This is a genomic window from Pseudomonas sp. RL_5y_Pfl2_73 (assembly GCF_963970515.1).
GTDB lineage: Bacteria > Pseudomonadota > Gammaproteobacteria > Pseudomonadales > Pseudomonadaceae > Aquipseudomonas.
Genome location: NZ_CAXAPD010000010.1, coordinates 81,046 through 99,155 on the forward strand (window position 1 = coordinate 81,046; position 18,110 = coordinate 99,155).

Below are 18,110 nucleotides of genomic sequence, written 5' to 3' on the forward strand. Positions count from 1 at the left end.
TTGCTCACATGCGTTTAAAACTGATCGCCGTCGGCGCCCTGGCCTTGCTGGCCGGTTGCGCCACCCCGCCGCCACCGGAACCGGGCAGCGCCGCCAGCAAGGTCGTGTCGATGGGCAAGACCAAGAACATCGTGGTCGGCGCCATGCGCGTAGCCCGGGAAAACGGTTACATGACCGTCAATGTCCAGTTGAGCAACACCAGCTACAACAACAAGACGATGTATTACCGATTTGCCTGGCTGGGGCCGGAAGGCTTTCCGATCGCCGAGGAAGAAACCTGGAAAAGCCTGACGCTGTACGGCGAACAGACCAGTTTCCTGCCGGCCATCGCACCGACACCCAAGGCGGTGGATTTCCGTTTGGAAATCAATACCCCTTGAGCCCGTGTCATAAGCGCTGCGTAGGAGCTGACGAGTGCAACGAGGCTGCGATCTTTCCCCAGACACTTGAGTCTCAAGCGAAAGATCAAAAGATCGCAGCCTTTGGCCGCTCCTACAGTGCGCAGCCAGCGGGGCGGTGAGGCGTTTCGCCAAATCTCCTCGCCACAAAACCTTTTATACAGTTATTGAGAGCACCCACATGTTCGTACGCATTTCCTCCCTCGCCCTCGCCGCCTTGCTGGTCAGCGGCTGTGCCAACAACTCGCCGGTCCTGGGTAACAAGAACATCAGCTACGGCGATACCAAGGCCGTGGAAACCGTGACCAACGAGTTCGGCTCCACCGACCTGCAAATGATCGCCGAGTCCATGACCCGCTCCCTGGCCCAGTCCGGCATCCTGCAAGGTCGCCCGGTAGTCCAGGTCTATGACGTGAAGAACAAGACCAGCGAATACATCGACACCCGCGAAATCACCACCAGCATCAAGACTCAGCTGATGAAGACCGGCGCGGCCCGTTTCGCCAGCGACAATACCGCCATGGGCAGCCAGGTTGATCAGCTCAAGCTGCAGAACCAAAGCGGCCTGTACAAGAAAAGCACCGTGGCCAAGACCGGCAACATGATCGCTGCCAAGTACCGTCTTGAAGGCTCCATCAGCTCGATCGTCAAGCGCAGCAGCGACTACAAGGACGTCTTCTACAAATTCAGCCTGCAATTGATCGACGTCGAAAGCGGTCTGGCCGAGTGGATGGACGAAAAAGAAATCCGCAAGACCACGGAGCGTTAAGCCATGCGCACATGGATAGGCATCATGGCCCTGGCCTGCGCATTTGGTGCGCAGGCGGCCCCAAAAGTTGCGGTGACCGACCTTGCGTACCAGGAACGGGTGCAGGAATACATCCACACCGTTTCAGCGCAGAGCAACTTCCAGGCGAACCCTTACAGCGCCAGCGCTTCCTCGAGCTACGACGAGATGGAAGCCACCAGCAGCTACATCGAGCAGGGCGAACTGCGCAAGTTCACCGGCGACATCAAGGGCGAGATTCTGCGCAGCGGGATGTTCCAGCTGACCCAGGGCACACCCTACACGGCGGCGTCCAAGGGCGACATCTATGACGTGATCAAACGCATCAAGGCCGGGAACTTCAAAGGTGCCGATTACGTGCTGTTCGGCACGGTGTCGGACATCGACTTCACCCGCGACATCAACGAGCTGGCCAATACCGCCAGCTACTCGGCCGTGCTGGCGCTGACCCTGGTGGCAGACTTCAGCTTGATCAACACCAAGACCTACGAAATCACCTCGGCCTTTACGGCCATGGGCGAAGGCCAGGACACCAAGCTGTTGAACCACCGGGACGTCCACATCAGCCTCAACCGTCCACGGGTGGTGCGCGAAGTGTCCAAGGCCCTGGGGGAAGATGTGGCGCGGCAACTGAGCGAACAGCTCGGCGGCCCGAGCTATCAACAACCGGGCGAGCCGATGCAGCGCAACAATCTGCCACGGGATACGGCGCCGGTGATCCTGCGCTGACCTCGTAGGCGCTGCCGAGCGAAGCGAGGCTGCGATCTTTTCATCTTTCGCTTGAGATTCAAGTGTCAGGGGAAAGATCGCAGCCTCGCTTCGCTCGGCAGCGCCTACGTAGTGCTTACCCTGCTCCACTCACGCTCGGTTTTACACCGCAGCCTTGCGAATCGTCGCGAGCAAACCCGCCGCACCAATGAACATACCCGCGAAGGCACGGTTCATCCGCCGCTGCTGTTTCGGGGTATGCAACAGGCGCAGGACTTTGGATGCCAGTCCGGTGTACCCTGCCATGACGATGAGGTCGACAACGATCATGGTGACCCCAAGGATCAGGTATTGCTGGATCAACGGTGCATGGGGATTGATGAACTGCGGCAACACCGCCAGCATGAACACCAACGCCTTGGGGTTGCTGATGTTGACCAGGAAGCCGCGAAACACCAGTGCCAGGGGCTTGCCGATGGGCCGCGGGCCCGCATCGTCAGTCATTTCACTGGGGATGGCTCGCCACTGTTTGACACCCAGATAGACCAGGTAGCCCACGCCGAACCATTTGATTGCATAGAACGCCGTGGCCGACGCCGTAAGAATCGCGCCAACACCGGCGGCGACGATCACGATTTGCAACGCCAGGCCCAACTGCAGGCCCAAGGCATTCCAGTAACCACGCCAGAAGCCGTACCGCAGCCCGCTGGACATCGATGCAATAGCGCCGGCACCCGGCGAAAGACTGATCAACCAGCACGCAGCGAAAAACGCCAGCCATGTTTCCAGCACCATTGCACTCCCCGGCTCGAATTTGTCGAAACGACTAAGCTAATGCGCCGTCAGGTCGTTGACCACCGTTTTTTTGCACACGCCTGCGGTATTCACTTAAAAGCACCATGGCGAGGGCGCTCGCTCCCGCTGGGCCGCGTAGCAGCCCTCGTATTACTCGACGAAACCACCCACCGGAAACGCCTCGCTGCCGCGCCAGCGCCGCACCGAACGCTGGAAGAACAGGCTGTTGGGCACTTGCACCATGGCGCTGCCGGTGCCGATTTCCTCGGGCTCGATCAACGTGGTGTACAGCAGGTTGATCGCCACGACACGCCCCTTGATGCCGGGCTTGTCGGTGGTGTCCACCAACTCGACCACATCGCCCAGGCGAAACGGTCCGACGGTGTAGATCAAAACGGCGCAAAACAGGTTCGACAGCACGCTCCAGATGGCAAAGAACGCCACCGCGGCCACCGCAACGAAGCCCGACAGTGCCGTCCACAGCACCGTGGCCGAGACGCCCAAGCGTTCGAGCACCACCAGCACCGCAGCGCCCATGATCAGCCAGCGCAACACTCCCCGCAGGATAATGACCAGTTGGGGTGGAAACGGGTAACGCTCACCCAGACCTGTAAGGGTCCGCGCCACGACACGCTGCGCGACATAACCGGCCAGCAGGATCAGCAGGATTTGCACACCCAGCCAGATCGGCTCGATCCACATGATGGGTACAGGCAACGCCAACGCGTCCATCAGGACAATGCCTCCAGCTCCGCTTGCAGGTTTTCCAGCAGTTCCAGCGCTTGCATCCACGCCTCCTCGAGCTCCGCTTCCCGAACCTTCAGCTTGGCCTGCTCGGCCAGCAGGTCGCGCAACTCATCTTTGCGCGCGGCCTCGTAGAGACCACTGTCGCCAAGGCTGGTTTCGATCGTTTGCAGCTTTGCATGCAGCTTGCCCAACTCGACTTCGAGCTTGTCGGACTCACGCTTGTGCGGTGCCAGTTGCTGGCGCAATGCCGCGGCGGCCTGGCGCTGGGCTTTCTTGTCGGTCTTGTCCGGGTTGACCGGCGTGTTGCTGACCGGCGCGTTGCGCTGACGGTATTCCACCAGCCAACGGGCGTAGTCTTCCAGGTCGCCGTCGAACTCCTCGACCTTGCCGTCGGCCACCAGGAAGAAATTATCCGTGGTGCTCTTGAGCAAATGCCGATCGTGGGACACCACCAGCACCGCACCACTGAATTCCTGCAAAGCCATGGTCAGGGCCAGGCGCATCTCCAGGTCCAGGTGGTTGGTCGGTTCGTCGAGCAGCAACAAGTTCGGCCGGCCCCAGGCGATCAACGCCAGCGCCAGGCGCGCCTTTTCGCCACCGGAGAAATTCAGCACCGGTTCGTCGATGCGCGCCCCGCGGAAATCGAAACCGCCGAGGAAATCGCGCAAGACCTGCTCACGCTCGGTCGGAGCCAGGCGTTGCAGGTGCAACAGCGGGCTGGCCTTGGAATCCAGGGAATCGAGCTGATGCTGGGCGAAGTAGCCGACCACCGTGTTCTCGCCCCGGGTCAGGCGCCCAGCCAGAGGCTCGAGTTCACCGGACAGGTTCTTGATCAGGGTCGACTTACCGGCACCGTTGGGCCCCAGCAGACCGATCCGCGCACCCGGGGTCAGTTGCAGCTTGACCTTCTCCAGCACGGTCTTGTCGCCGTAACCCAGGCGCGCGTCGGACAGGTCGATCAAAGGGCTGGAAATCTTGGTCGATTCGCGGAAGACAAAATCGAACGGTGAATCGACGTGGGCCGCCGACAACTCTTCCATCCGCTCCAGCGCCTTGATCCGGCTCTGGGCCTGACGGGCCTTGGTGGCCTGGGCCTTGAAGCGGGCGATGTAGCTTTCCATGTGCGCACGTTGCGCCTGTTGCTTCTCGTAGGCCTGCTGCTGCTGGGCCAGGCGTTCGGCACGCGCGCGCTCGAAGGCGCTATAGCCGCCGCGGTACAAGGTGAGCTTGCGCTGATCGACGTGGGCCACGTGATCCACCACCGCGTCGAGGAAATCACGGTCGTGGGAAATCAGCAGCAGCGTGCCCGGGTAACTCTTGAGCCAGTCTTCGAGCCAGATGATGGCGTCGAGGTCCAAGTGGTTGGTCGGTTCATCGAGCAACAGCAGATCCGAAGGACACATCAAGGCCTGGGCCAAGTTCAGGCGCATCCGCCAGCCACCGGAGAAGTCCCCGACCTGGCGATCCATCTGCTCATTGGTAAAGCCCAGGCCGGCGAGCAATTTGCGCGCACGGGCATCGGCGGTGTAGCCATCGGCACTGTCGAGTTCCGCGTGCAGGCGGGCCTGTGCGGCGCCGTCGTGGGCCGCTTCGGCCGCAGCCAGGTCACGTTGCACCTGGCGCAGGCGCAGGTCGCCATCGAGCACGTAGTCCACCGCCAGGCGCTCGAGGGTGTCGACCTCCTGGCGCATGTGGGCGATGCGCCAATCGGCCGGCAACAGGCAATCACCCGAGTCCGGGTGCAGCTCGCCTCGCAGCAAGGCGAACAGGCTCGATTTGCCGGCGCCGTTGGCACCGATGAGGCCAGCTTTGTGGCCGGCGTGCAGGGTCAGCTCGGCGTCTTCTAGCAGACGTTGCGGGCCACGCTGTAAAGTCAGGTTCTGAAGTCGGATCATAATGGCGGCGGAGTCTACCAGCTTCGCTCACAACTGGCGCGAGTAGCACGATGCCCCCTGACCTGTGGAATTTTTCCCTCGAGCTCTATGCCAAGCCTGGCGTAGAGCCTGCCTGCCTGGCGTCACAAGACGCCGGCGCCAACGTCTGCCTGCTGCTGTGTGGCCTGTGGCTGGCGCAGCGCGGCGTGGCCTGCAATGAACACAGGCTGCAGCAGCTTCGACGATTGGCCGAGCCATGGGATGTCGAGGTGGTACGGCCACTGCGCACGCTTCGCCGCCAATGGAAAACCAGTGCCCTCCAGGACACGGCACTCAATAGCCTGCGCGAGCAAGTCAAGCAACTGGAGTTGGCAGCCGAACGGCAATTGCTGGAGCGATTGGAAGCGCTGACCAAGGATTGGCCCGGGGCACAACAGAACGATTCAGCGCAATGGCTGCAGGGGCTGGCGGCGAATGCCGGGGCAGCGAGCCGCGACGCGTTGCATCAGCTGCGCGTCGCGGTGTCCGGTACTTAGGAAGCGCTGGTTGGGGTGCTGCTGGTGCTTGGCGCAGCGGCGGCAGATGGGCTGGTCGCCGCAACCGGAGTGCTGGCGGTTGGAGCCGGCGTCGCTGGCTTGGCTGCTGGCGCAGTCGAAGGTTTTGCAGCGGCTGGCTTTTTCACGGCAGGCTTAGCGACAGGTTTTGCTGCGGCCGGCTTCGCGGCAGCCGGTTTGGCAGCGGGTTTGGCCGCAACTTTGGCGGGTGCTTTGGCAGCGACTGGCTTGGCAGCCGTTTTCGCAGCAGGCTTGGCCGCCGCCGTTTTGGTTGCCGCAGGCTTGGCAGCGGCAGATTTTGCAGTGGATTTTACCGCCGCTTTGGCAGCAGGTTTAGCGGCAGCGGTTTTCGTCGCGGCAGGTTTTGCAGCGGTGGTTTTAACGGCAGCTTTTACAGCAGGTTTAGCGGCCGACGTTTTTGCGGCGGGCTTGGCCGCAGCTTTGACGACTGGTTTTTTTACCGCAGGCTTGGCAGCACTGGCAGCGACCGATTTGGCAGCTGGCTTGCGGGCAGCTTGGGCCGGTGCTTTTGCCGCAGGCTTGGCAGCGACTTTGGCCGGTGCTTTTGCCGCAACGGGTTTAGCCGTCGGCTTCTTGGCCGATACAGCGGCAGGCTTGGCAGCACGAAGCGTCAGCGCCTTGCCTGCGGCTTCCTGCACGCGACCGACACCCTGGGCCAGTTTCAGGCTTTCCTGGGCATCACGTTTGAGTTGCAGAATGTAGGTGCGGGTCTCGGACTGACGATCCTTCAAGGCATCGAGCAGGTCTTCGAGTTCTTTCACGACACCTTTGGCCTTGGCTTGTGCCTTGGCCTTGCCAGCGGTGGCTGCGTCTTGCAATTTGGTGCGCGACTTGTGCAGTTTTTCCTGCGCTTTACCGCGTTGTTTTTCAAGTTTGGCGAGCAGTTTTTCAGCATCAGCCAGGGCTTGGGAGCAGGCATTTTCCAGATGTTCGAGCAGGCTGCCCGAGAGTTGTTGGAGCAAGTGCAACGGAGTGTTTACTGGCTTCTTGGTGGCCGACATGGTTTACCTCCTGACTGACGTGAGTGCGGCTCATACTAGACCTCTGCTGCAACCGCCGCTAGGGCATGTTGACAGTACACAAGACGTTGCGTTGCAAGGGACGAAAAATCTTCTGCGCCAGTGCCTTGGCAATCCACCTCTACAGATATCGACACTGGCATAATTCCTCGATTCGAGGCCGGAGAGCACACATGTCGCGTCACTTGTTTTTATTCCTGTGCATGGTTTGCTCTACGGTCCAGGCCGTTGAAAAGACCAGCGCAAACGATGCCCACGATTTGGCTTACAGCCTGGGCGCCAGCCTCGGCGAACGCCTGCGCCAGGACGTGCCGGACCTGCAGATCAAAGCCCTGGTCGAAGGCTTGCAACGGGCCTACCTGGGCAAGCCGCTGGCCCTCAAGGATGAACGCATCGAACAGATCCTGGCCGAGCACCAGGCACAACTGAATTGGCAGTCGACAACACCGCAGATCGAAGCCGCGCTGATCACGGAGCAGAAATTTCTCAACGAAGAAAAGAACCGGTCCGGCGTCCAGCAACTCGCAGACGGCATCCTGCTGACCGAAATCAAGCCAGGCCACGGCGCGAAGGCAGGCCCTCACGGCAAGGTCCAGGTGCTGTATACCGGTCGCTTGCCCGACGGCACCGTATTCGACTCAAACCGCCAGGCGCAGTGGTTCAACCTCGACAGCGTGATTGACGGCTGGCGCAGTGCATTGCCGCAAATGCCGGTAGGCGCAAAATGGCGGCTGGTGATTCCGTCACCCCAGGCCTATGGCGCCGAAGGGGCGGGAGATGTGATCCCGCCGTTCACGCCACTGGTGTTTGAAATCGAGTTGCTGGGCGCGACGACCTGACGCCGGCCCAATAAAAAACGGTGCGCAATGCGCACCGTTTTTTATTGACTGCGAAACCCTCAGGCCTGGACCTCGGCTTCTTCCTTGTGAGCGTTGTGCAGCACTTCGATCAGGCAGTCTTCCAGTTCGAAACGTTCATGCAACAAGCCGCCCAGCTCTTTGAATTTTTCCACCACACACTTGCCTTCATCGCACAGGTCGTTGAACGCCAGCAGCTTTTCGGTGATGACGTCGATGCGCGGGTAGATCGTCTCGGCGAGCTCCAGGCCGCGCTTGTCGTTGAAGGCCTTGGCCTCGCCCGTCAATTGTTCGTAGATCTCGAAATGACCGGCAGACACATAGTCGACCAGCACACCGCAAAACTCCTGCAAGGGTTTGCGGCTTTCGCTCAGCGCTTCAGGTTTATCGCCGAGGGCATCATAGGCCCGAACCAGTTCGTGACGCTCCTGCAACCAGCGATCGATCAGCAGATGCACCCCACCCCAGCGTTCCTGAGCATTCTGACAACTTTCGAGCATGGTGATTTTTCCCTTGTGGGTCATGCCCCTCGCAGCCTGTGCCAAGCCTGATAAACAGGGACAAGCCAGACACAACATGATCGAGCGGCACAATTCCAATAACACGTGCGAGCCAGATTATGCCCGCACGACAATGGCTTCAAGGTACGCAGGAGATAATGTTCATACAAGTGTTTAATCCACGACCCGGACCAGTTGCGACGTATCGCCGCTGAGCGGTCGTACCAGAGCACTCCAAGCAAGGCGCAGCAGCAGATAGGTCATCGCGCTGGACACCGCGAGAAAAAACAACAGGCCCCATTCGGGGATACTCAGGTCAAACAGCGTCCAGGTGATATTCGCGCAATCGACGGCACCGTCGAGGACGCGATGCAACGCACACCACCAGGAATCCGCGTGCTTGAGCTGCGCAATACAATCAGGCAACGGCTCGAACGAACGGCTTTGTATCAGCACCTGACGCCAAGCCAGGGTCATCCCACCCGCCGCAAAAACCAACCCTATCGCCCCATACAAGAGACTGCCTCTTTGCCCTGGACCGTGCACGCATGCCACGAGGCTGTTCACCAGGAACAGCATCAGGCACAACCGCTGCAAGACACACAGGCTGCAAGGCGTCAGGCCGACCGAATATTCCAGATAAGTGGCGATGCCCAAAGCCAGGGCTGCGGCGATGGAAGCCATGAAAAACAAGAAGCGTGAGCTGGCCAAAGACATGGCGGTTCCGTAACAGAAGAGACAAGCAGTTACGGTAGAGGAAAGCCCTCGAGCCTTTCAAGGCAGGCCCACGCAGACACTTCACCAGGGATGTAGGGAATTCCCGACAAGCCAAAGAGGATTCAGCGCGATGGGCTGTAGGACTTTACTGACGCCATTGCCAAAGCCCCAAAAACGGGGCGGTATTCGCAACCGCGCCTTTAAGGCTCACCAACCCTGCCGAGGGTGCTTAACCCCGCTCCGCTGAGCTGCATGTTGGCGCTGCGTAAGCGCCACGCAGGAGCTGCGTAGGAGCTGTCGAGTGCAACGAGGCTGCGATCTTTCCCCAGACACTTGAATCTCAAGCGAAAGATCAAAAGACCAAAAGACCGCAGCCTTCGGCAGCTCCTACAGGGCATCAGCCGAGCGGGAGCAAGCGCCCTCTCCACAATTATGCCCCTCTCAGGTGGACAACACCTGAGCCGGGGTCGGCAACGGCGCGGCCAGCAAGCGCTCATCCAACAACCCCAACCCTTCCTGGAACAACTGGTTGCTGCGCTCGGCATCCCCCAGTTGCGCCAGCAATCGCGCCAGTTCAGCACAGGCTTCGGGATTGCGCTGGACGCGCAAACTGCTTTCCAGATAATCCCGCGCCTTGCCCCACAAACTGTTCTGCAGGCATAGGCGCCCCAGGGTCAGCAGCAGGCTTGGATCGGCCGGGTGGCCCTTGAGCCAGCCTTCGGCCATTTGCAACTGGCGGATCGGATCATGGCCACAAACCAACCCGTACAGGCGCGCCAGATGGCTGTCATAGTGACGTTTGAGCGCACCTCGCAGTACCTCTTCGGCCTCGACCTGGGCCCCCAACTGGCGCAACTGCTCGGCATAGGCCAGCACCAGCGCCGACTCCTGACGTTGCGCAGAGGTCAGTTGTTGCCAGGCGCGATTGAGCGACTGCAAACCGACGCTGCCGTCCTCCTCACGGTGAGCTGCCAGGGTGAGGTTCTCGCCCCAGGCGCGACGTTCCAGTTCAGCCAGTTCAGCCGGCGGCAGGACCTTGTCCTTGCGCAGCTCCGGCAACAGCCGGATCACCGCTGACCAGTCGCCGCGCTGCTGATGCAGTCGTTGCAGTTGGCGCAGGACCTGGACGTTATGGGGGTGACGCTCATGCATGGCCTGCAGCGTGGTCAATGCGCCGTCCGTGTCACCTCGGTCTGTCTGCAGTTGTGCGTGCGTCAGGGCAATGGCCAGTTCCGCTTGGGGCTGACGCTCCAGGGCGCGTTCCAGCAAACTGTCGCTCTGTTCGTAAAGACCTTGTTCATTGGCCGCACGGGCGGCACCGAGGTAATACAGCAGCGGCTGGCGCTCGGCTTCGGCGGCACGATGCAGGTGTCGTTGGGCACTGGCCCAGCGACCTTCCGCCAGGTCCAACTGGCCGTGCTCGATCGCCACTTGCACGCGACGGCTGCGGTTGCGCCGCGACCATGGGTTGACCACGCCGCTGGACGTAGTCACCAGCCCGATCAGCGCCCTCAGGCCTCGCCACAACAGCCAGAGCACCGCCACCAGCGCCAGGGTGACCCACAGGCCAGCTTCATAACGGAAGTTCTTGTACGCCACCAGCACGTAACCCGAATGCTCGGCAATCGCCACGCCCAGCGAAGCGGCGGCAGCGATGACCACGAACAGAATCACGTAGAGACGCTTCATGGCGTGGCCTCCTGCGCACCGGACGCAGGCAGCGGCTTGACCGATTCCTGGGCATTGAGATTGCGGCGCTCAAGGTAAGCCTGGACGCTGCTCAGCGTGCCCGTCAGGTCCGGGGTGACCACCGTCACCGGTTGCTTGGACAGCTCACCCACGCGTTCGAGCATGATCTTGCTTTGCGGGTTGTCCTGGTTGAAGTTGTTCTTCAACACGTCCCGAGCCTCGGTCAGCGCCTGGGTGTACACCGGCGCCTGACCATTGAGCGCGGCCCATTGCGCCTGCTCCAGCGCCAGGCTCAAGGCCAGGCGCACTTGCACAAGGCTTTGCCCGGCCAGCAGCGGACGAACATTTTCATCCGCATTGAAGTCGATACGGATATAGCGCGAGATCTGATCCCACCACTGCGCCCAACGACTGGCGCCATCGCCGTCGGCGGTCAGGCCCAGCAGCGACTCTCCACGGTCTTTGTACTCGGGCGCCAGTTCGGTCAGCTCCAGGACCTGGTCACGCAAGGCCCCCAGTTGCAGGAACAGCCCGGTGCGATCCGGTTGCTCGGTGCTGCGCAACGCGGCGAGGGTCTTGGCCAATTGCTCGCGGGCGGCGAACGAGCCAGGGTCGTTCTGCTCGCGCAGGATTTCGTCAGCCCCCTGGACCAGTGCCTGGGCACTGTTGATGTCTTGCAGGGCGGAAAGACGCAGGCTGGCCAGGCGCAACAAGTGCTCGGCCTCCGCCAGGCGCCAATCCTTGCGGCTGGCACCGAGCACGGTTTCCAGGCGCTGGTTCAGATGCTGCTGGTCACTTTGCAACTGGGCCACCAGGCGTCGCCGTTCCTCCAACTCTTCGGCCGGGGGTAATTGCGTCAGGCGCTCGCTCAGGCGTTGCTCGTTGAGCTTGAGAGCCTGGGCCTGGTCATTCAGCGCCTGGACCTGGGCGAACTGCTGCTGGTTGTTGGTTTGCAGGTGGCGCACCTGCCACACGCCCCAACCGCCCACCGCCACGCCAGCGGCCCCGAGCAGCAACGCAACAATGGCCAACCCGTTGCCGCGACGCGGCGCCATCGGGGGCGGAGTTTCAACCGGCGCATCGATCGCTGGCTGGTCTAGATCTTCTTTTGGCAAGGCTGTTTCGCTCACGTATCCATCCTTTGCATTAGAAAACGGCTCGGAGTGTTCCCGTAACGCCGCCAGCAAAGCCGCGGCATTGGCGCCACGACAATCCACAACTGTTCGGGCCCCGGCGGCACGCGCCATCTCGGCAACCCTTGGGCTTGGAACAAACAACGGTAACCGCGCCAGGGCCGGCCACGCATCGCCGGCCAGCCGCTGCAGATGCTCGAAGCCCTGCCCACTGCTGACCACCAGTGCGTTCAAGCGTTCCGCTTCGACCTTCGCCGGTAACACCCCTTCGCCGTAATGGGGCAAGTGGCGGCGGTACAATTCCAGATAATCGACACTAGCACCTTGCTCGCGCAAACGCTCTGCCAGCAAGCCACGCCCGCCTTCGCCCCGCACGATCAACACCCAGGGGTCGGGTCGCGCAACAGCCTGGCGCAAGACCACGTGTTCCAGCAAGGCTTCGCTGTCATCGCCGTTATCGGGATAGAACACCGTGAGGCCGGCATCGACGAGAATTTGCCCGGTGGCCGCGCCCACGCTGAACCATGGTTGGTCTGGAGGTTCGGGCCAGTATTGGTGCAGCAGCTCGACACACAGGCGTGCGGCAGGTTTGCTGACAACGATCACGGCAGAGTATTGGTCCAGCGCCTGGAATATCGCCCGCCCGGCATCGGACAGCGGGACCGGCTCGATAGCCAGCAAGGGCAGGCTGCTGCTGTAGACCCCCGCTTCGGCCAGGACAGCCGCCAGCGCCGAGGACTCTTCCGCCGGCCGGGTGAGCAGCAGCCGCCAGCCCGTCACGTGTGGCCGGCCTCGCCGTAGACCGCCTTGAGGATGTCCGCGGCGCCCTGGCTCAGCAGGTCTTCGGCCACCCGCACGCCCAACGCCTCGGCATCGTGGCGCGGCGCCCGGGCTTCGGCGCTGAGCAGCCGGCCACCGCCGGGATCCCCCACCAGGCCGCGTAACCAGACCTGTTCGCCTTCCAGCACGGCGTAACAGGCGATTGGCACCTGGCAACCACCATTGAGATGTTTATTGAGGGCGCGCTCGGCGGATACCCGCGTAGCGGTGTCGTCATGGTGCAGCGACGCGAGCAAGGCGTGGATTTCGCTGTCGGCACTGCGGCACTCGATGCCCACCGCACCTTGTCCACCAGCCGGCAGGCTGTCGTCGACGCTGATGGCCGAGGTGATGCGATCTTCAAAACCCAGGCGGATCAGGCCGGCGGCGGCGAGGATGATCGCGTCGTACTCACCGGCATCGAGCTTGGCCAGGCGCGTATTGACGTTACCGCGCAGGAAACGGATTTGCAGGTCCGGGCGGCGAGTCAGCAACTGTGCCTGGCGACGCAGGCTGGAAGTGCCAACCACGCTCCCGGCCGGCAGTGCTTCAAGACTGGAAAACGTGTTGGAGACGAACGCATCGCGTGGGTCTTCCCGCTCGCAGATGCAAAACAGGCCCAGGCCTTCGGGGAAGTCCATGGGCACGTCTTTCATCGAATGCACGGCGATGTCAGCTTCGTTGTCCAGCAACGCGGTTTCCAGCTCCTTGACGAACAGGCCCTTGCCGCCGATCTTCGACAGCGGCGAATCCAGCAGCTTGTCACCGCGACTGACCATGGGCACCAGGGTCACGATCAGGCCGGGATGGGCCGCTTCCAGGCGGGCTTTAACGTATTCGGCCTGCCAGAGGGCCAAGGCACTTTTACGGGTGGCAATGCGGATCTCGCGAGGGGACATGGATCAATCCGTACTTAAAAGATACGGCAGATAATAACAGCTCAGCCAAAACCGCTTTGATTTGAATCACGACCCCAAGGCCTCCCTGGCCGCCAAATCCGCGAAGTGAAACGCATCGAGCGCCTTGAACCGCCGCATTAAAGCTGCTGCATCATCTTGCGCACGCCGGCTACGTGCCGTCGGCTGACAATCAGCGCGTCGCCATTGAGCCCTTTGAGGAACAGTTGGAAATGCCCAAGAGGGGTGCGTTGCAAACGCTCGATACGCTCGCGGGCCACAAGGGCGTTGCGGTGGATGCGTACGAAACGTTCGCCGAACTCGTCTTCGAGGGCCTTGAGCGGCTCATCCAACAACACCTCGCCACTCTCATGACGCAAGGTCACGTATTTGTGGTCGGCAATGAAATAGACCACCTGGTTCAACGGGATCAGCTCAATGCCTTTGCGGGTGCGCGCACTGATATGGCTGCGCGGGCCGCTACCACTTTCGGCGGCCGGCCGGGTCAGCGCTGCCAGTTGCACGCGGTTGGGCCGCTCGGCCTTGCGCAAGGCTTCAAGCAACGCCTCGGCCGCCACTGGCTTGACCAGGTAGCCCACGGCACCGGCCTGCAACACCTCGGGGGGGAAGTCGTCCCGGGCAGTACAGAACACCACGGCAGGTGGCGACTCTCGTTCGCACAACTTCGCCGCGACCTGCAGGCCATCCAAGCCAGGCATGCGAATGTCGAGCAGCACGATATCCGGCTTGTGGCTGTCAATAAGGGCCAATGCCTCTTCGCCATTGGTGGCGCTCGGCTCCAGGACACTGTAACCCTCGAGCTCGCCAACCATTCGGCTCAGGCGCTCGCGGGCCAGTGGTTCGTCATCAACGATCAGGACATTCATATTGCGCTGGATTCCTGCGTGAGTCTCGCACAAGGATAGCGTAGACAGGGGAAGTGACATCCGTCACCGCGATCCACGCTAAGACTCATTCGAGGGCCAAAAAGTGCCGCGAGGCGGTTGCCTATCTTTACCAGCGCTTGCCGACCGATGCCCGAGGCCCGTTGTCGCACGGCGTCGCCGTAGGGATTGTTAACTGTCGATCTGACCAATATGAGCCCCCCTTCTTATCCATATCCGCTGCGCCATGGGTGGAAAAAGCAAAAGTCCTACAGTCCACTGTAGACGGTTGCCGCGACGATATTGCTCAATCGGAAAATATCGTTGCGGGAAAACCCAGTTGGATCCCAGGCTTGCATCGAAAAACCTACCGACCAGTGCCAGCGCCAGTCCCGGCAACCCTGCTATCATCCGCCGCAGCCTTTAACCGCTAATTTTTCCACAGCCGATCACGAGCGAATTCATGAGCACTGACAAGACCAATCAGTCCTGGGGCGGCCGCTTCAGTGAACCCGTCGACGCCTTCGTCGCCCGCTTCACCGCCTCCGTCAACTTTGACCAGCGCCTGTATCGCCACGACATCATGGGCTCGATCGCCCACGCCACCATGCTGGCCAAGGTCGGCGTGCTGACCGATGCCGAGCGCGACAGCATCATCGACGGCCTGAAGACCATCCAGGCTGAAATCGAGGCCGGCCAGTTCGACTGGCGCGTCGATCTTGAAGACGTGCACATGAACATCGAAGCGCGCCTGACCGACCGCATCGGCGTGACCGGCAAGAAACTGCACACCGGCCGCAGCCGCAACGACCAGGTCGCCACCGACATCCGCCTGTGGCTGCGCGATGAGATCGACCTGATCCTGGCCGAAATCACGCGCCTGCAAAAAGGCCTGCTAGAGCAAGCCGAGCGCGAGGCCGAGAGCATCATGCCGGGCTTCACGCACCTGCAAACCGCCCAACCTGTAACGTTTGGGCATCACATGCTGGCCTGGTTCGAAATGCTCAGCCGCGACTACGAGCGCCTGGTGGACTGCCGCAAGCGCACCAACCGCATGCCCTTGGGCAGCGCCGCGCTGGCCGGCACCACGTACCCGATCGATCGTGAATATACCGCGCAGCTGCTGGGCTTCGACGCCGTGGGCGGCAACTCGCTGGACAACGTCTCGGACCGCGATTTCGCCATCGAATTCTGTGCCGCCGCAAGCATCGCGATGATGCACCTGTCGCGCTTCTCCGAAGAGCTGGTGCTGTGGACCAGTGCGCAATTCCAGTTCATTGACCTGCCGGACCGCTTCTGCACCGGCAGCTCGATCATGCCGCAAAAGAAAAACCCTGACGTGCCGGAACTGGTACGGGGCAAGAGTGGCCGAGTGTTCGGCGCATTGATGGGCCTGCTGACCCTGATGAAAGGCCAGCCGCTGGCCTACAACAAGGACAACCAGGAAGACAAGGAGCCGCTGTTCGACGCTGCCGATACCCTGCGCGACTCGCTACGGGCCTTCGCCGACATGATCCCGGCCATCAAGCCCAAGCACGCAGTGATGCGCGAAGCGGCCCTGCGCGGTTTCTCCACCGCCACGGACCTGGCCGATTATCTGGTGCGCCGTGGTCTACCGTTCCGCGACTGCCATGAGATCGTCGGCCATGCCGTGAAGTACGGCGTGGACAGTGGCAAAGACCTGGCGGAAATGAGCCTGGACGAACTGCGCCAGTTCAGCGACCAGATCGAACAGGACGTGTTTGCCGTGCTGACCCTCGAAGGCTCGGTCAATGCCCGCGACCACATCGGCGGCACCGCACCGGCGCAGGTCAAGGCAGCGGTGGTACGCGGCCAAGCGTTGCTCGCCAGCCGCTAAAAGCATCGCGAGCAAGCTCGCTCCCACAGTAGATCTTCAGTGAACTCAAATCTTGTGAGTATGGAGATCCAATGTGGGAGCGAACCTGCTCGCGAAGGCGTCCTTCAAGGCGCCAGAAAATTCACTTCTTGGCAGCGATCATCGCCAAAAACGCTGGCATCGCCGCCTCTCTATCCACCGCAATCCGCTGCACATGCGGATTCTGCTCCAAGCGCTCCATCAGCGCTTTGGCCGCCGGCAGGTCTGCCAGCAGGTCGATATCGAACAACTTCCTGCCCACTTGGCAGGCCGGCGAGACGCTGTAGAAGAAATACAGATCAGCAATGGTCAGACTCTCGCCCGCCACGAAGGGCGCAAATTTGCTGTGCCGGCCGAGCGAGGCGAACCCCTGCTGCAACTCATCTTTGCTCTTTTCCTTGATGGCATCAGGCACCGACATGCCAAAAAATGCCTCGGCAAAGCAAGCCCTTGCCGGCAGTTCGATGTACAACTCAATCTCCCTGCACAAGGCCATTACCTGGGCCCGATCGAACGGATCACTGGGCAGCAGGGCTTTGCCTGGTTGGGTTTGCTCGATGTACTCGAGGATCACGCTGGTTTCGTTGACGAACCCCTGCTCGGTTTTCAACACCGGCACCTTCCCGCGAGGACTGACGGCCCACGCCTCGGGGGTCTGATTGGGGTAGAACGGCACTTCTTCGAAGGGCAGGCCCTTCTCCAACAGCGCCAGTTTGACCATGTTGTAATAGTTACTGACGGGGAAACCATAAAGCTCGAGCATTACAAAGCCTCCAGGCCGTGGGGGGTTGGCAGCCTTGCTTTATAGACCGTCAGGGCATTTCTTGCCAGGCGCATCACGTCGCTGAATGCAGGTAAACTGACAGCCTTTCTCCCAGGAGCCTGCCATGAGCGAGCCAACCGACATCGACAACGACGAAGAAGAATTCGTCGAGAACACGCTGATCCAGGCCATCGAAAACCAGATCGAAAGTGACAATCCGCCCGCAGCCAAGGCCACTTTCAATAAGTTGACCCTGGTGGGTTATGAGCGCGAAGAGATTCTCAACCTGATGGCCCATGTGCTAGCGGTGGAAATCGACGCGATCCTCGAAGAAGATCGCCCGTTCAACACCGAGTGGTACGAAGCCGCCTTGCGCGCCTTGCCTGAGTTGCCGCCGGAAAAGAACTGAACCGCTCTTGCTCCCGCCCGGCTGCGCCCTGTAGGAGCTGCCGAAGGCTGCGATCTTTTGATCTTGATCTTGATCTTTCGCTCTCGACTCAATTGTCTGGGACAAGATCGCAGCCTCGTTGCACTCGTCAGCTCCTACGCTGCTTCTGCGGGGCCACAGAAAATCGCTTTAAACAAAAAAAGCATGACAGTGAGACTGGACAGCTCGACCGAGTGCGCTCACCTTAGTGACGCTGTCGACCAAATTCCTAGAAAGTCTGGAGTCCTTATGTCGCTTACCCCTGAGCTGGTTGCCGAACTGGAAATCCTCGCACTCTTCAACCTGGACAGTTCCCAGGAAGGCCTGAAAATCCATCAGACCGCTGCCCCTAAAGCGATTGCCGCTGCCCAACGCCTGTTCGAAAAAGAACTGATCACCCAGCCCGACGGTGGTTACCTGACAAGCCTGGGGCGAGATGCTGCCCAAAACGTACAAACCGTCCTGACGATACTCAGCGTGCAAGAAGCCGCCTGATCCCCCTGTCGCCCACGGAAATCTTCTTTACGGGATTTCCGCAGGCGTATGGGTGCCCTGCGTAAAAAACCGGCATCCGAATCCTGCTTTCAGCTTAAGTATTCCCAAGATCGGGCGCTAACCTGCCATCACCCCACGTTCGACGCTGCGA

The 18,110-nt window shown here is 61.0% G+C and carries 19 protein-coding genes and 2 pseudogenes; 8 read left to right on the forward strand and 13 right to left on the reverse strand.

What is annotated here, in order from left to right; genetic code table 11:
* The first annotated feature begins 8 nt into the window (after nt 1-8).
* From AACY42_RS12100 to AACY42_RS12110, 3 genes are all read left to right on the forward strand, one after another.
* On the forward strand, nt 9-380 hold the full coding sequence (locus tag AACY42_RS12100) for a YcfL family protein (protein WP_339479557.1): 372 nt from the start codon (nt 9-11) through the stop codon (nt 378-380).
* A gap of 199 nt (nt 381-579) precedes the next feature.
* Nucleotides 580-1,167, forward strand: coding sequence for a penicillin-binding protein activator LpoB (lpoB, locus tag AACY42_RS12105; protein WP_339479559.1), 588 nt, complete (start codon nt 580-582; stop codon nt 1,165-1,167).
* Nucleotides 1,168-1,170: 3 nt separating this feature from the next.
* Nucleotides 1,171-1,914, forward strand: a complete 744-nt coding sequence (locus tag AACY42_RS12110; RefSeq protein ID WP_339479560.1) for a penicillin-binding protein activator LpoB — start codon at nt 1,171-1,173, stop codon at nt 1,912-1,914.
* 141 nt (nt 1,915-2,055) lie between these two features.
* On the opposite strand, the gene AACY42_RS12115 is transcribed toward AACY42_RS12110, so the two are convergent.
* The 3 genes from AACY42_RS12115 to AACY42_RS12125 all read right to left on the reverse strand — a co-directional run bounded on the left by AACY42_RS12115 (nt 2,056) and on the right by AACY42_RS12125 (nt 5,330).
* Nucleotides 2,056-2,688 carry a LysE family transporter gene (locus tag AACY42_RS12115; RefSeq protein WP_339479562.1) on the reverse strand — a complete coding sequence of 211 codons (633 nt, stop codon included), beginning with the start codon at nt 2,686-2,688 and terminating at the stop codon, nt 2,056-2,058.
* Nucleotides 2,689-2,838: 150 nt separating this feature from the next.
* A complete protein-coding gene (locus tag AACY42_RS12120) occupies nt 2,839-3,420 on the reverse strand; it encodes a mechanosensitive ion channel family protein (protein ID WP_339479564.1) in 582 nt (193 codons plus the stop codon).
* Nucleotides 3,420-5,330 carry an ATP-binding cassette domain-containing protein gene (locus tag AACY42_RS12125; RefSeq protein ID WP_339479566.1) on the reverse strand — a complete coding sequence of 637 codons (1,911 nt, stop codon included), beginning with the start codon at nt 5,328-5,330 and terminating at the stop codon, nt 3,420-3,422. The genes AACY42_RS12120 and AACY42_RS12125 overlap by 1 nt, the downstream gene beginning before the upstream one ends.
* A gap of 50 nt (nt 5,331-5,380) precedes the next feature.
* Here AACY42_RS12125 and AACY42_RS12130 point away from each other — a divergent pair, with 50 nt between their 5' ends.
* A complete protein-coding gene (locus tag AACY42_RS12130; RefSeq protein WP_339479568.1) occupies nt 5,381-5,845 on the forward strand; it encodes a TIGR02444 family protein in 465 nt (154 codons plus the stop codon).
* Here the strand turns inward: AACY42_RS12130 and AACY42_RS12135 are convergent.
* Nucleotides 5,842-6,885 carry an AlgP family protein gene (locus tag AACY42_RS12135; protein WP_339479569.1) on the reverse strand — a complete coding sequence of 348 codons (1,044 nt, stop codon included), beginning with the start codon at nt 6,883-6,885 and terminating at the stop codon, nt 5,842-5,844. The two genes, AACY42_RS12130 and AACY42_RS12135, sit on opposite strands and share 4 nt — an antisense overlap.
* Nucleotides 6,886-7,076: 191 nt before the next feature.
* On the opposite strand from AACY42_RS12135, the gene AACY42_RS12140 reads away from it, so the two are divergent.
* The gene (locus AACY42_RS12140) at nt 7,077-7,742 is read left to right on the forward strand and encodes an FKBP-type peptidyl-prolyl cis-trans isomerase (protein ID WP_339479570.1); all 666 of its coding nucleotides are present in this window, start codon (nt 7,077-7,079) and stop codon (nt 7,740-7,742) included.
* Nucleotides 7,743-7,801: 59 nt separating this feature from the next.
* Here AACY42_RS12140 and rsd read toward each other — a convergent pair whose 3' ends face one another.
* The 8 genes and pseudogenes from rsd to AACY42_RS28625 form a co-directional block, all read right to left on the reverse strand.
* On the reverse strand, nt 7,802-8,260 hold the full coding sequence (rsd, locus tag AACY42_RS12145; RefSeq protein ID WP_339479571.1) for a sigma D regulator: 459 nt from the start codon (nt 8,258-8,260) through the stop codon (nt 7,802-7,804).
* 174 nt (nt 8,261-8,434) lie between these two features.
* Complete coding sequence (locus AACY42_RS12150) at nt 8,435-8,977, reverse strand: disulfide bond formation protein B (protein ID WP_339479573.1); 543 nt, start codon at nt 8,975-8,977, stop codon at nt 8,435-8,437.
* Nucleotides 8,978-9,418: 441 nt separating this feature from the next.
* Entirely contained in the window at nt 9,419-10,666 is a 1,248-nt protein-coding gene (locus tag AACY42_RS12155) for a heme biosynthesis protein HemY (RefSeq protein WP_339479575.1), read from the reverse strand.
* The gene (locus tag AACY42_RS12160; RefSeq protein ID WP_339479719.1) at nt 10,663-11,796 is read right to left on the reverse strand and encodes a uroporphyrinogen-III C-methyltransferase; all 1,134 of its coding nucleotides are present in this window, start codon (nt 11,794-11,796) and stop codon (nt 10,663-10,665) included. The genes AACY42_RS12155 and AACY42_RS12160 overlap by 4 nt, the downstream gene beginning before the upstream one ends.
* Before the next feature lie 36 nt (nt 11,797-11,832).
* A pseudogene (locus AACY42_RS12165) lies at nt 11,833-12,579 on the reverse strand (uroporphyrinogen-III synthase); the annotation flags it as partial.
* Nucleotides 12,576-13,517 carry a hydroxymethylbilane synthase gene (gene hemC, locus AACY42_RS12170; protein ID WP_339479577.1) on the reverse strand — a complete coding sequence of 314 codons (942 nt, stop codon included), beginning with the start codon at nt 13,515-13,517 and terminating at the stop codon, nt 12,576-12,578. The pseudogene AACY42_RS12165 and the gene hemC, both read right to left, overlap by 4 nt.
* A 137-nt stretch (nt 13,518-13,654) precedes the next feature.
* Complete coding sequence (locus tag AACY42_RS12175; protein ID WP_339479579.1) at nt 13,655-14,401, reverse strand: LytR/AlgR family response regulator transcription factor; 747 nt, start codon at nt 14,399-14,401, stop codon at nt 13,655-13,657.
* Nucleotides 14,398-14,547: pseudogene (locus AACY42_RS28625) on the reverse strand (sensor histidine kinase); the annotation flags it as partial. The gene AACY42_RS12175 and the pseudogene AACY42_RS28625, both read right to left, overlap by 4 nt.
* Nucleotides 14,548-14,861: 314 nt before the next feature.
* On the opposite strand from AACY42_RS28625, the gene argH reads away from it, so the two are divergent.
* On the forward strand, nt 14,862-16,256 hold the full coding sequence (gene argH / locus AACY42_RS12180) for an argininosuccinate lyase (protein WP_134926354.1): 1,395 nt from the start codon (nt 14,862-14,864) through the stop codon (nt 16,254-16,256).
* Between the two features lie 121 nt (nt 16,257-16,377).
* Here the strand turns inward: argH and AACY42_RS12185 are convergent, their stop codons facing one another.
* Nucleotides 16,378-17,037 (reverse strand): glutathione S-transferase family protein, encoded by a 660-nt coding sequence (locus AACY42_RS12185; protein WP_339479581.1) that lies wholly within the window; start codon nt 17,035-17,037, stop codon nt 16,378-16,380.
* 124 nt (nt 17,038-17,161) lie between these two features.
* On the opposite strand from AACY42_RS12185, the gene AACY42_RS12190 reads away from it, so the two are divergent.
* Nucleotides 17,162-17,446 carry a hypothetical protein gene (locus tag AACY42_RS12190; protein WP_323154101.1) on the forward strand — a complete coding sequence of 95 codons (285 nt, stop codon included), beginning with the start codon at nt 17,162-17,164 and terminating at the stop codon, nt 17,444-17,446.
* 267 nt (nt 17,447-17,713) lie between these two features.
* Nucleotides 17,714-17,959, forward strand: a complete 246-nt coding sequence (locus tag AACY42_RS12195; protein ID WP_003206789.1) for a TIGR02647 family protein — start codon at nt 17,714-17,716, stop codon at nt 17,957-17,959.
* Nucleotides 17,960-18,110: the final 151 nt, after the last annotated feature.